This is a genomic window from Vibrio sp. 16, from assembly GCF_963681195.1.
Lineage (GTDB): Bacteria > Pseudomonadota > Gammaproteobacteria > Enterobacterales > Vibrionaceae > Vibrio > Vibrio sinaloensis_D.
This window is the reverse complement of the sequence record NZ_OY808997.1, coordinates 460,700-473,966: the sequence shown is the minus strand read 5'-3', so window position 1 is coordinate 473,966 and position 13,267 is coordinate 460,700. Positions and strand designations below refer to the sequence as shown.

Sequence of the window (13,267 nt, the reverse complement as noted above, 5' to 3'; positions counted from 1 at the left end):
AATTGCCCATTTTGAAAAGAGGATTAAATGGCTAAAGAAGACGTAATTGAGATGCAAGGCACTGTCCTTGATACTCTTCCAAACACAATGTTCCGTGTTGAGCTAGAAAACGGCCACGTAGTTACAGCTCACATCTCTGGTAAAATGCGTAAGAACTACATCCGTATTCTTACTGGTGACAAAGTAACTGTAGAGATGACTCCATACGATCTATCTAAAGGTCGCATCGTCTTCCGTGCTCGTTAATCTCCGACTGCCTCGTGCAATCAGAATTAGTCGAATACAACAAAAAAGCGAAGCCTAGTGCTTCGCTTTTTTGTATCTCATGATTATCCTGTTCTCAGCCAAGTAAATAGGTATTGCTTCTACAAGCCGCTTGTTCATGATTGGGCTTCTGAGTAAGTATTATGCAACATGCATGCGCCAAATTCGGATAACTCATCACTAGGTGGCAATATTGATTTAGCGGCTTGTGGAATAATACCTACTTAGGCACCCTCTGACTCTTAAGCTATTTACCCAGTGCTTCTTTGTAGTGCTGACGACATACTGACACGTAACGATCGTTGCCACCAATCGCAACTTGATCACCTTCCGCAATCGCCACGCCATGCTCGTCGGTACGGATAACCATGTTTGCTTTACGACCACAGTGGCAAATGGTTTTTAGCTCAACCAGTTTGTCTGCCCATGACAGCAGATATTTACTCCCCTCAAAAAGCTCCCCCAGAAAGTCCGTCCTTAAGCCGTAGCAAAGTACAGGGATATGGAGTTTATCCACCACTTCCGTAAGTTGATACACCTGCTCTTTCGATAAAAACTGGCATTCATCTACTAAAATACAGTGACGTTTTTCGACTTCGTTAAGAGCAGAGATTTCTTTGTAAAGATCCGTTTCACCATTAAATAGCTGCGCGTCTGACTGCAAACCGATTCGAGAGCTAACTTTTCCAACTCCGTAACGATCATCAAGTGCTGCAGTAAAGATGACTGGTGTCATACCGCGCTCTTGGTAATTAAATGATGATTGAAGAAGAGTGGTTGATTTACCCGCATTCATTGCCGAGTAATAGAAGTACATCTGAGCCACTGGGGTTTCCTGTTTAGAAATGTATAAAAAACTAAAGAAAAGGGCTGAATGAACAGCCCTTATAAATGCTTAACGCTTACTTACGACGCCATGTCGTGCCTTCTGGGCCATCTTCTAGGACGATGCCCATTTCAGTAAGCTTATCGCGCGCCATATCAGCATTAGCCCAATCTTTTGATGCACGCGAATCATTACGCAGTTTGATGAGCGCTTCAATTTCAGCCACTTCATCGTCATTGCCTGCATCACCTTTTAGGAAGGCCTCTGGATCTTGATGGAGAATACCGATCACGTCAGCGAGTTCACGCATTAATGCACCCAATGCACTCGCTGCTGTGATGTTTTCCGTTTTAAGACGGTTGATCTCACGAGCCATATCGAACAGGACTGAATACGCTTCTGGTGTATTGAAGTCGTCATTCATCGCATCCGTAAAGCGTGTCACATACTCTTCACCGCCAGCGGCGTCTACAGATGCATCTAAACCACGAAGTGAAGTATATAGGCGTTCTAGAGAAGCGCGGGCTTGGTTAAGGTTCTCTTCGCTGTAGTTCAATTGGCTACGGTAGTGGCCAGACATTAGGAAGTAGCGCACCGTTTCGGCATCGTAATGACCTAGTACATCACGAATTGTGAAGAAGTTACCAAGTGACTTAGACATCTTTTCACGATCGACCATCACCATGCCACTGTGCATCCACGTGTTCACGTAGTCGGTACCATGAGCACAGCAAGATTGAGCGATCTCATTTTCATGGTGCGGGAACTGAAGGTCTGAACCTCCGCCATGAATGTCAAAGTGGTTGCCCAGAATAGACGAGTTCATGGCTGAACACTCAATATGCCAACCAGGACGACCTGCCCCCCAAGGCGACTCCCACGTAGGCTCTCCTGGTTTAGACATTTTCCAAAGCACAAAATCTAGCGGGCTGCGCTTCGCCGATTCCACATCGACACGTGCACCCGCTTGAAGCTGGTCAAGGTCTTGCTTCGATAGCTTGCCGTATTCGTCAAACTTCTTCACTTCAAACATCACATCACCGTTGCTTGCAACGTATGCAAAACCACGCTCAATCAGCTTTTCAACCAGCTCGATGATTTCTGCGATGAACTCCGTCGCGCGAGGCTCTACGTCTGGACGCTTCATGTTTAGCGCGTCAAAGTCAGCGTGCATTTCGCCAATTAAACGCTCGGTTAGCGAGTCGCATGACTCACCATTTTCATTCGCACGCTTAATGATTTTGTCATCGATGTCGGTAATGTTGCGAACGAACGTAAGATCGTAGCCCAAGTAACGTAGGTAACGCGAAACCACATCAAATGAAACGAATGTGCGACCATGACCGATATGACAGAGATCGTAGATGGTTACCCCACAGACATACATGCCTACTTTACCGGCAGTGATTGGTTTGAATTCCTCTTTCTGTCTCGTGAGTGTGTTGTATATCTTTAACATGATCTCTATCTAATAATTAGGTGAAATAAAATAGTGTGCCAGTATATCAACTAGTCTTCGCTAAGGTAATCCCTCGAATGCGCAAAAAGCCGTCAATAACACCGATACTCAAGTCTCAACCCTCACTTTTCACGTATTAATGTCATAAAAGTTAAGATAGAATCTTGGGTTCAAATCAAAAACCATATGTAAAGGACATAGTCATGATCACCCTTCACACTAATTTTGGTGATATCAAAATTCAGCTAAACGAAGAGAAAGCACCAGAAACAAGCGCGAACTTCCTACAGTACTGCCGTGATGGTTTCTACGACAACACTCTTTTCCACCGTGTTATCGATGGTTTCATGATTCAAGGTGGCGGTATGGAGTCTGGCCTTCGTGAGAAAGCAACTCGCGCTCCAATCAAGAACGAAGCAAATAACGGTCTGAGCAATAAAGTGGGCACGCTAGCAATGGCTCGCACTATGGAACCGCACTCAGCAAGTTCTCAGTTCTTTATCAACGTAAACAACAACACATTCCTAGATTTCCGTAGCGAAAGCCTAGACGGTTGGGGTTACTGTGTATTCGGTGAAGTGGTTGAAGGCATGGACATCGTTAACAAAATTAAAGGTGTTAGCACTGGTTCATACGGCATGCACCAAGACGTACCTCTAGAAGATGTGCTAATCACAGGCACAACTATCGAAGAATAACGGTAGTTAGGAAGAGCCTCGCGCTCTTCCTTTTCTTTTAGGTAAGCTCACCCATGACAACACTATTTATCTCCGACTTACACCTTTCCCCTTCTACTCCTGAGATCAATGCTTGTTTCCGCAAATTCATGCGAGAAGAAGCGATTCATGCAGAAGCCCTTTACGTATTGGGCGATTTGTTTGAGTTTTGGATTGGCGATGACGACAAGTCCGATTTTGCCTCCACCATCCGCGACGAATTTAAGAGGCTCACAGAGAACGGCGTTCCTGTCTTCTTCACACAAGGAAATCGCGATTTTCTAGTGGGAAAACGCTTTGCTAAACAAACGGGTGTTACTCTGCTTGGTGATGAAACGACGATAGACTTATACGGAAGAAAAGCCGTTGTCTTACATGGTGACACACTATGTACCCGCGATGTCAATTACCTAAAATATCGAGAGAAAGTTCACCAACCTTGGCTCCAATGGGTGTTCAATCGCATTCCGATGTTCATCAAAAAGAAGATCGTGTCTAAGGTTCAGTCTGATATTAAAGATGACAAGCAAACCAAATCGTTAGAGATCATGGATGTGACTCAAAGTGAAGTTGCACGCGTAATGGCAGCTCATGGTGTTGATCTGATGATCCATGGCCATACTCACCGCCCTATGGTTCACACATTTGATAGAAGTGGTACGACAAATACTAGAATTGTATTAGGGGATTGGTACACTCAAGGTTCCGTGTTGAGCTATGATAAAGAATCCTTCGAACTTCAAACTAGACCGTTCAGCACCGACTAAACGATTGATTTTTCTCAATCAGCTCTAATATTTTTTATGCAGCAGAACATCTGTTGCGAGTCGTAAACCTATTCATTGAGCGCGGCATAAACCTTGAAATATTCGTACATTGCAAGACAACCTATACTTGATAAATCCAAAAAAACGGTTGGTTACGAGCTACTTTTTAGGGATGGACCCAAAAACACATTTCCCGCGATTGACCCTGAGCACGCAACCAGTCGATTACTCTCCGACCACTTTCTATCTACTCATTACGCTACCTTGGGCGACAAACTTGGGTTTGTGAACTTTCCCTATCAAAGTTTGATCAATAAGGTGCCAACATTGTTCCCTGCAGACAGTTTGGTGATTGAGATTCTTGAAGATTGTGAACCTACGAGCGATTTGTTAGACGCAGTCAAAGAGATGGCTGCGCTCGGCTATAAAATCGCACTCGACGATTTTGTTCCCTCCAAAGAATGGCGGGCTTTTCTGCCTTTTGTGTCCATCATAAAGTTTGATATTCAAGCGATTTCGCTGGACAAAGCACAGCTGTTTATTGATCGGTTCTCAAACAGCAATATTCAATTCTTGGCTGAAAAAGTAGAAACTCACGAGGAATTCGCTAGAGCCAAAAAAATGGGTTTTGACTACTTTCAAGGGTACTTTTTCAGCAAGCCTGAGATGATTCAAAGAAAGTCGCTTGAGCCTTCATTTATGACTGTTGTACAACTGTTGACGGAAATTTCCCATCAAGAGATCAACTATGCCAAAGTCGAATCACTGATCAGCACAGACGTCACCTTGTCTTATAAACTGCTCACCTACGTCAACTCTTCTGCACTTGTTAGCAACAAGATTCAATCGTTTAAGCAGGCATTGGTTTACCTAGGAGAAGACAAGCTTCGCAAGTTCATCTCATTGGTGGCGCTGGCTTCTACCCAAGAACACAAACCCGATTACTTGTATGGATTGTCAATTCAACGGGCTCGTCATTGCGAATTACTTTCCCGCTCATTAAGCCCAAAGCTCGAAGCTGGACAAGCCTTTTTAATGGGGATGTTTTCTCTACTCGATAGCTTACTTGATCGCCCAATCGAGCAAATCATTAATGAGGTTCCCGTCGAAGAGTCAATCAAACTCGCATTGACAGAAGGCGCCGGCGAACTTGGGAAACTACTTGGGCTAATCCGTGCTTATGAGAGAGCACAATGGGATGACGTCTCTCAGTACTGCTCAGTGCTAAAATTAGATCAACCTGCACTGAGCGAGAGTTACGAGAAGTCCGTTAAATGGACCGCTGAACTTCTCGCCGTACAACGATAAAACTTGGAGTAAACATGTCTCTATGTCCTTGTGGCAGCATGCAAGAGTACGCGCAATGCTGCGAGCCTATTCACCTTGACTCAAGCCTTGCGCAACAACCTGAACAACTTATGCGCTCAAGGTACTCTGCTCACGTGAAACAATTGGTCGACTTCGTGGTTGACACCTACCACCCTAGCTGCAATGCGCAATCCCAGCGAGATGACATAGCAGAATCGGTATACGGGGACTGGCGAGGTTTGGAAGTCATATCGACCGAGCCAGGTCACAACGAGGATGAAGGTTTTGTCACTTTCAAAGCACGGTTTTATCAGGATGGTGATGAATACTGCATGGAAGAGCGTTCACGCTTCCTGCGAGAAAATGGCCAGTGGTATTACATAGATGGTACCTTCCCAGACGAGGCAAAAGACGAGCGTCTATCTCAGACAGTGTCTAGCCTTAAAGTCGGCCGCAATGATCCATGTCTCTGTGGTAGCGGGAAAAAATTTAAAAAGTGCTGCGGTTAATAACTAAAAAGGCAGGAACCTTCCTGCCTTTTTACGCTACTGTTTATTGGGATTAACTCGCACAATGTCTTGTTGCTCGGGTTGAAACTGCTTTTTCAATTCTGATTTTGATTTAAAGCTAATTTCCCCACCTTGAGCCACTGTCATATGCTGAGCATCACTATTGTGCTTTGACTGATACATCATCACTGCCTGCATGCATGAATCTCGTTGCTCTTGGGTTAATACCGTACCTTCAGGCCACTTTCCTGTTTCAACAGCAAAAAGTAGACGCTCATAAGCCTCAGGTGTGATGGCATCAATTAACTGCTTTGCGTCCATGGTGTATCCTTAATATAAATCGAACAGCAGTGAACATAGCGAGCTACACTCCTGAGTCAAGGAAAGAACAACAAATAAGTCTAACGGATCACAAGCGACCAAACTATGAAAAAACGATATGCTCTTACACTCAGCCTTTTAACCCTTCCCTTGGTTGGCTGTTTTGAAGGCCGACAAAATACAGAACAACTTTGTGAGAGCAACCCAGGGCTAAAATGCGAACGCTTAAACATGGACGATGGCCAATGCCGATTACCAAGAACTGATTTGATTTGGCATCGCTTCGAAGTACTTAAGAATCCAACACCAGTTAACAGAATAAAAGAGTATGAACTGGTTGCGGAGTATAAAAAGTGCTTAGAGCTCGCTTCTCAGATTCAAGCTATCGACCAAACAGAACTCAAACAAAGACGATTCCAAGCACTAGTGAACGCAGGTAGCGATCTAGAGACTATCGCTGACGACCTATCAAAGTCCTCATCGCCAGATGCGCTCTACTTTTTATGGAGCCGGATGGGCAGTGACCAAGCAAAACGCGCATTTTTGCAACTAGAAGGCAGCCCTCAACTCGATACCGCAGAGATGCAATATGCACTCGCGACCTTCTACACGAGCCGTGATCTATTCAAAACACGTCAATTGTTGCTGCGAGCGCTCGAATTGACCAACCGAACGAATATCAACAATGAGGTGTTCAAGTCATTGGCAAGTATTACCTACCGAATGAACCAACGGGAAGAAGCCTATATTTGGGCAATGGTTGCCAGTGATTTTGGTGTTCCTATTGCAACAGAACAAGAACTGCAGCTTTTGTATGGTTTTGAGAGCGGTAAATACAAACAGTTGGAACAGATTGCAGAGCAACTTAAGGAATCGATAGAACAAGGCACCTTTAAAAAAGAGCAGGTGCCTAGATTCCAACAAGACAGTTGAAAGGATAAAACAAACGGCGGTGATTAAATCACCGCTTTTTTATGAATTGTTGAAAATTAACGACACTGAGTTTACACAGAATCGCTCACCGGTTGTCTTCGGTCCATCGGGAAAAACGTGACCTAAGTGGCTATCGCATGCTGCGCAGCGTATCTCTGTTCTCACCATTCCGTGACTTAAGTCTTCTAAATAGCGAATAGCACTATCATTTATAGGGGCATCAAAGCTTGGCCACCCACACCCTGAGTCGTATTTGTTATCTGACTGGAACAGAGGGGCTTGGCAACACGTACATGAATAGACACCTGTCTGTTTATTGTGGAGCAGTTTCCCAGAGAACGGCGCCTCTGTCCCCTGCTCTCTACACACACGAAATTGCTCTTCTGTTAAAGCCTCACGCCAGTATTCATCAGGCTTAACGACTTTTTCTACCTTATGTTTCACTGGATTAGATCTCCATGTTCTCATTTTTAGTTATGACTTTTTTCGCGAAAAACTTGCGAATAATCACTTTTGTAGCACATACTTTGACACCATAACAGGATGATTAAACTTTCAGCAGCGCTGTCAACATCTGAACTATTTTACGTCAACTGGTTAGGGAAAAAACCAGTAATCCGTTCAAAACATAACCATTTGCGACTAATTGTGAAAAAAAGCGACGCTTTTTTTTGACTTTAAACAAGTTAAGTCCGATTATCTGTTGCAGATTTTGACTGGATTCTGTAATTTTACTACCAGTTATCTTTAATCAGAAATTAAGTTGTGGAGCAACTATAATGACTATCAAAGTAGGTATTAACGGTTTTGGCCGTATCGGTCGTTTCGTATTCCGTGCAGCGCAAGAGCGCGCAGACATCGAAGTAGTAGGTATTAACGATCTTATCGATGTAGATTACATGGCATACATGCTTAAGTACGACTCAACTCACGGCCGTTTCAACGGTACTGTTGAAGTTGAAGGCGGTAACCTAATCGTTAACGGTAAAACTGTACGCGTTACAGCTGAGCGCAACCCAGAAGACCTTAAGTGGGACGAAATCGGTGTTGACGTTGTAGCTGAAGCAACTGGTCTTTTCCTAACTGACGAGACTGCACGTAAGCACATCACAGCTGGCGCTAAGAAAGTTGTTCTAACTGGTCCTTCTAAAGACGCGACTCCAATGTTCGTAATGGGTGTTAACCACTCTACTTACGAAGGTCAAGACATCGTTTCTAACGCTTCTTGTACTACTAACTGTCTAGCACCTGTTGCTAAAGTTCTTAACGACAAGTTCGGTATCGTTTCTGGTCTTATGACTACAGTTCACGCTACTACAGCTACTCAAAAAACTGTAGACGGTCCTTCTGCTAAAGACTGGCGCGGTGGTCGTGGTGCTTCTCAGAACATCATCCCATCTTCAACTGGTGCTGCTAAAGCTGTAGGCGTTGTTCTTCCAGAACTAAACGGCAAACTAACTGGTATGGCTTTCCGCGTACCAACAGCTAACGTTTCTGTAGTTGACCTAACAGTTAACCTAGAGAAAGGCGCATCTTACGAAGCTATCTGTGCAGCAATGAAAGAAGCTTCTGAAGGCGAACTAAAAGGCGTTCTAGGCTACACTGAAGACCAAGTTGTTTCTCAAGACTTCATCGGTGAAGTTCAAACTTCAGTGTTCGATGCTAAAGCTGGTATCGCTCTAACTGACAACTTCGTTAAAGTTGTATCTTGGTACGACAACGAAATCGGTTACTCAAACAAAGTTCTAGACCTAATCGCTCACATCTCTAAGTAATTATTACTTTAAGATAAGCGTTTAGCGCAGAATCTTGTAAAAGGCGGCTCTTGAGTCGCCTTTTTTGTATCTGGAATTTGAGAGCATGCTTTCAAGCTAAGCTCTCCCTGCGATAGGAAACATACATGGATTTGAAAATTCTCCCTGCCCTTACTGTACTATCGGACAACGTCACGATCGTTGAAGTTGACCAAGTTAAAGTCGTTCGCGTCATCCATGAAAAAGCAACAGCTGGTATCGCTTTACACGGCGGGCATGTCATTTCATTTAAGCCTGAAGGTCAAGAAGATCTGATTTGGATGAGCGAACAAGCAATCTTTGATGGAAAGGCGGCTCTTCGAGGCGGTATTCCTGTCTGCTGGCCTTGGTTTGGACGCATTGCAGCACCCGCTCACGGCTTTGCACGCAACAGCGAGTGGACCTTGCTTGAACACCGAGAAAATGAACATGGTGTGATTATTGAACTCGGTTTGATGACATCAGAATCCACTTTATCTGTTTGGCCGCACCAGTTCCAAGCTCACTTATTAGTTGAAATCAGTGATGAGTTAAAAGTAACTCTGGATGTCATTAACACCGACGAGCAACCTTGGACATTCTCTGGCGCACTTCATACCTACCTAAACGTTGCTGATATTGAAACAGCTAAAACCACAGGTATGGGCGCGGAGTACATCGATAGCCTTCTCGACAATAAAGTTTGCCAAGGCGGTGACGAACTAGTCCTGACTGATACCATCGACCGCGTATACACCAAGCCTGAATCGGTAATCAATGTTGCTGATGGTACCCGTACAATCAGCGTTGAAAACCAAGGTCATAACTCTGCTGTACTTTGGAACCCATGGGCGGCAGGTGCAGAAAGTATGGGGGACATGCAAGACGATGGCTATAAAACCTTCCTATGTGTGGAATCGACTCTGCATGCTCCAAGTCTCGAGCAAGGTAAGACTTTACAGCCTGGTGAGCGTCATCAACTGTTCACCAAAATCTCAGCATAATCTTTTCCTTGATTGGCAGGTCGAACAACCTGCCTTTCTTTTCCACCAAGCTCATTCTCAAGACGTAACAATATACGCCTATCTTTTTTTCGCGTTCCTCTTTATATTCTTGTCATTATACTTTTGCCTCAACATAGGTTACCTGTCTCATATACTCAGGTGCCACTTTTCTTATATTCGGACGGATTCGAATGAATGTATAAGCCACGTAAGCTCTATAGCTGGATTGCCCTTTTATCACTGGGGTTGGTCCTTGTATTGATTATTACCGCTTTTGCCACAGAGCGATATTGGGTGCAGCGTTTGAACCAACAGGTTTCAATGGAAGCTATCAATGTTGGGCAATACTTCAACACTCAACTCGAGCGTTATGAGCACATTCCTGATCTGTTGACTAGCCACTACAGAATCCGGCAAGCCCTACAGCAAGACACCGCTGCTTTGGCGCTAAGCAAAGTGTTAAGCGACATACAGAAAACCAGCGGCGCGAGCGATGTTTATGTGCTCAATGCCACTGGCGATGTGATTGCCTCGAGTAACTACGACTCAAACGACAGCTATATTGGTTCCAACTACGCTTTTCGCCCCTACTTCTATCGAGCGATGCAAGGAAAACGTTGGGTCGACTACGCTCTTGGGCTTCGCTCTGGAGAGCGAGGTATATTCTTCTCGGCTCCGATTTACAGCGAAGAGGAAATCATCGGAGCGATTGCGGTCAAAGTCGATATCGACAAGTTTGAGCAAGATACTGAATGGCTTGCTGGTGAAACCAGTACCAAGTTTATGGTGTTCGGCCGAGATGAAGTCGTGTTTATCTCCAACCACCCCTACTGGCGGTTAAAACAACTTAGGGAGAGCGAAGACTATTCTTGGCAAGATATTCAAGCGACCTATAGATACCTTGACCTCAAGCAGCAACGAATCCCAAATTCCCAAGAATCCACCGCCTACCTTGATGGTAAAATATGGTTGCTTGAGCACTCTCCAAACACTCAATCCCGGTACGTATTTGGCGAAACACAGCTAGATTTACTCGACTTCACGTTAGTGGTGTTGAGACCGATAAGCCAAACTCATCAAAAAGTACAAGTCGCTTTGATACTCGCCACACTCAGCTATTTCACAGTGATAGGAGTCGGCATTTTCGTTTTTCGCCGATTGGCGGGCTACAGACAACTTATTTATACCCGCAACTCATTGGAGAAAGAGGTCACTCAACGCACCCACCAGCTAGAACAAGTCCATCATGCGCTGGTTCAATCAACCAAACTGGCGACCATTGGCCAACTATCGGCGAGTATTAACCACGAAATCAATCAACCTCTTAGCGCGATGAGCACCTACTTAGTTAGCACCAAACGGATGCTAAGCAAGGGTATGGTCGAACCAGCCTGTGAAAATATCGCCAAGCTTGAATCTCTAATTACACGAGTTCATCGTATCGTCTCCCAGCTCAAGCAATTTAGTCGTGCCAGTGAACATCAGCTAGGCTGGTGCTCACTACAAACCTGTATCAACAATGCCCTTATCGTTGTAGGCCCCAAGATTAACAATCAGAACGTTACGGCTGACATCGAACCCGTTCGCTATGAGGTTTGGGGTGAGACGCTCAAATTCGAGCAGGTGTTAGTCAACCTTTTCTCTAATGCCGTAGAAGCCATGGCTGAAAGCGATGAAAAATGTATCATCCTTCGAGCCCAAGAAAATGGGGAGTGGGTAGACATAACCCTCTCGGATACTGGAACAGGTATCGATCTACAAACCATCGAGTCTATTTTCGAACCTTTTTTTACCACCAAATCCGACATTGGTCTGGGATTAGGCTTAGCGATATCGAAGAACATTATTCAGTCATTTGGTGGCGATCTCACCGCACAAAACAACGCCGACCATCAAGGGGCAACCTTCACATTGAGGTTAAAAAGAAAAACAGATGCCAACGACTAAACAAGCCCACATCATCATTATTGACGATGAGCAAATCATTCGTGATTCTCTATCTCAACTTCTCAGCATTGAAGGCTACCTGACTCAAGCTTATGAGCTCGGTGAAGATGCGTTGAAAGCCATCAACAAAGATTTTGATGGTATCGTCATTACCGATCTCAACATGGCTCAACTGCATGGCTTAGACGTTCTAAAGCAGATTCAAACCATCGACGCCGATATTCCGGTGATAATGCTGACTGGCTATGCCGACGTGCAAATCGCAGTTACAGCACTTAGAGAAGGTGCTTACGATTTTTTCGAAAAGCCCATCAATGAAACCTTGCTCGATAGCGTGAGCAGAGCGGTAGAAAAACGGCAACTGGTGTTAGAGAACCGCCATTTAAAAAACTACCTAAAGAGCGCAAAAACAGGACCACAAATTCTCGGTGACACGCCCGAAATGCAAAAGATGATGCAACTTCTCAATACGGTTGTCGACACCCCGACTGATGTATTAATTCAAGGGGAAACTGGCGCGGGCAAAGAGATGGTCGCGCGTTATCTTCATGAGCATAGCGAGCAGCGCTGCAAAGCAAACTTTGTTGCCATCAACTGTGGAGCCGTGCCCGAGCACTTAATAGAGAGCGAACTCTTTGGCAGCCGCAAAGGTGCCTACACAGGCGCTGATGCTAATCGCATTGGCAAACTTGAATTTGCCCAAGGAGGCACCGTTTTTCTCGATGAAATCGAAAGCATGCCACTGGCTATGCAAGTTAAGATCCTGCGGGTCATCGAAGAGCGCAAAGTTACCCCCGTAGGCAGCAACAAAGCGATCAATCTTGATATTCGATTCGTCGCCGCTACCAAGGTGGATTTATTAGCGATTGCAGACGAAGGGCTCTTTCGCTCGGATCTCTACTATCGCTTGAATCTCGTTACCATTCATATCCCGCCTCTAAGGGCACGCAAAGCAGACATTCCACTCTTGTTTAGGCATTTTAGCTCGATAGCCGCCGGGAGATTTCATAAACCATTGAGGTCATTGAAAAGTGAGGATCTTGAACAACTCATGCGCTACGACTGGCCCGGAAATGTACGCGAGTTAAGGAACGTTGCAGAGAGGCATGTTTTACTCGGTCTACCACTGGAGCTAAGCCAAACCAACGCGTTAGAAATGCCAGCAGATGATCTGTCGCTTGCAGAGAAGGTCGCCTTTTATGAATGCGCACTGATTGAGGAGGCCTTGAGTCAAACCTCAGGGTCAGTCAAAGAGGCGCTCACGTTGCTAAAACTGCCAAGAAAAACCTTCTACGATAAAGTGTCCAAATACGGAATAGAACGCAATAAGTTCATCACACCTTGAGTGTGGAAAAGGTGACAAATACACTTTTATTTCTGTGTGAAAATCCGCACAAAGAGTCGAAATCGACAAACCAAATAACACGTAAGTATTTGTTTT

The 13,267-nt window shown here is 44.8% G+C and carries 14 protein-coding genes; 10 read left to right on the top strand and 4 right to left on the bottom strand.

Annotated elements, in window-relative coordinates; all coding sequences use genetic code 11:
- The first annotated feature begins 27 nt into the window (after window positions 1-27).
- A complete protein-coding gene (infA, locus tag U9J37_RS02145; protein WP_001040192.1) occupies window positions 28-246 on the top strand; it encodes a translation initiation factor IF-1 in 219 nt (72 codons plus the stop codon).
- 265 nt (window positions 247-511) lie between these two features.
- On the opposite strand, the gene U9J37_RS02140 is transcribed toward infA, so the two are convergent.
- On the bottom strand, window positions 512-1,090 hold the full coding sequence (locus tag U9J37_RS02140) for a thymidine kinase (protein ID WP_038138914.1): 579 nt from the start codon (window positions 1,088-1,090) through the stop codon (window positions 512-514).
- 76 nt (window positions 1,091-1,166) lie between these two features.
- On the bottom strand, window positions 1,167-2,549 hold the full coding sequence (gene cysS / locus U9J37_RS02135; RefSeq protein ID WP_038138917.1) for a cysteine--tRNA ligase: 1,383 nt from the start codon (window positions 2,547-2,549) through the stop codon (window positions 1,167-1,169).
- A 203-nt stretch (window positions 2,550-2,752) separates the two neighbouring features.
- Between cysS and U9J37_RS02130 the strand changes: the two genes are divergently transcribed.
- From U9J37_RS02130 to U9J37_RS02115, 4 genes are all read left to right on the top strand, one after another.
- A complete protein-coding gene (locus tag U9J37_RS02130; RefSeq protein WP_038138919.1) occupies window positions 2,753-3,247 on the top strand; it encodes a peptidylprolyl isomerase in 495 nt (164 codons plus the stop codon).
- 53 nt (window positions 3,248-3,300) lie between these two features.
- Window positions 3,301-4,032: a UDP-2,3-diacylglucosamine diphosphatase gene (gene lpxH / locus U9J37_RS02125; protein WP_038138922.1), complete on the top strand. Its 732-nt coding sequence runs from the start codon at window positions 3,301-3,303 to the stop codon at window positions 4,030-4,032.
- Window positions 4,033-4,125: 93 nt separating this feature from the next.
- On the top strand, window positions 4,126-5,340 hold the full coding sequence (locus U9J37_RS02120) for an EAL and HDOD domain-containing protein (RefSeq protein WP_322413864.1): 1,215 nt from the start codon (window positions 4,126-4,128) through the stop codon (window positions 5,338-5,340).
- Window positions 5,341-5,354: 14 nt separating this feature from the next.
- The gene (locus tag U9J37_RS02115; protein WP_322413863.1) at window positions 5,355-5,849 is read left to right on the top strand and encodes a YchJ family protein; all 495 of its coding nucleotides are present in this window, start codon (window positions 5,355-5,357) and stop codon (window positions 5,847-5,849) included.
- Between the two features lie 36 nt (window positions 5,850-5,885).
- Here the strand turns inward: U9J37_RS02115 and U9J37_RS02110 are convergent, their stop codons facing one another.
- Window positions 5,886-6,170, bottom strand: a complete 285-nt coding sequence (locus tag U9J37_RS02110) for a YeaC family protein (RefSeq protein WP_038138929.1) — start codon at window positions 6,168-6,170, stop codon at window positions 5,886-5,888.
- A 105-nt stretch (window positions 6,171-6,275) separates the two neighbouring features.
- Between U9J37_RS02110 and U9J37_RS02105 the strand changes: the two genes are divergently transcribed.
- On the top strand, window positions 6,276-7,103 hold the full coding sequence (locus U9J37_RS02105) for a DUF2989 domain-containing protein (RefSeq protein WP_322413862.1): 828 nt from the start codon (window positions 6,276-6,278) through the stop codon (window positions 7,101-7,103).
- 39 nt (window positions 7,104-7,142) lie between these two features.
- On the opposite strand, the gene msrB is transcribed toward U9J37_RS02105, so the two are convergent.
- A complete protein-coding gene (gene msrB / locus U9J37_RS02100; RefSeq protein WP_038192921.1) occupies window positions 7,143-7,547 on the bottom strand; it encodes a peptide-methionine (R)-S-oxide reductase MsrB in 405 nt (134 codons plus the stop codon).
- A 335-nt stretch (window positions 7,548-7,882) separates the two neighbouring features.
- Between msrB and gap the strand changes: the two genes are divergently transcribed.
- The 4 genes from gap to U9J37_RS02080 all read left to right on the top strand — a co-directional run bounded on the left by gap (window position 7,883) and on the right by U9J37_RS02080 (window position 13,171).
- Window positions 7,883-8,878, top strand: a complete 996-nt coding sequence (gene gap, locus U9J37_RS02095; protein WP_006878169.1) for a type I glyceraldehyde-3-phosphate dehydrogenase — start codon at window positions 7,883-7,885, stop codon at window positions 8,876-8,878.
- Between the two features lie 125 nt (window positions 8,879-9,003).
- Window positions 9,004-9,879, top strand: a complete 876-nt coding sequence (locus U9J37_RS02090; protein WP_005471618.1) for a D-hexose-6-phosphate mutarotase — start codon at window positions 9,004-9,006, stop codon at window positions 9,877-9,879.
- Window positions 9,880-10,074: 195 nt separating this feature from the next.
- Entirely contained in the window at window positions 10,075-11,826 is a 1,752-nt protein-coding gene (locus tag U9J37_RS02085) for a sensor histidine kinase (RefSeq protein ID WP_005471758.1), read from the top strand.
- Window positions 11,813-13,171 carry a sigma-54-dependent transcriptional regulator gene (locus U9J37_RS02080; RefSeq protein WP_005471705.1) on the top strand — a complete coding sequence of 453 codons (1,359 nt, stop codon included), beginning with the start codon at window positions 11,813-11,815 and terminating at the stop codon, window positions 13,169-13,171. The genes U9J37_RS02085 and U9J37_RS02080 overlap by 14 nt, the downstream gene beginning before the upstream one ends.
- The last annotated feature ends 96 nt before the right edge of the window (window positions 13,172-13,267 follow it).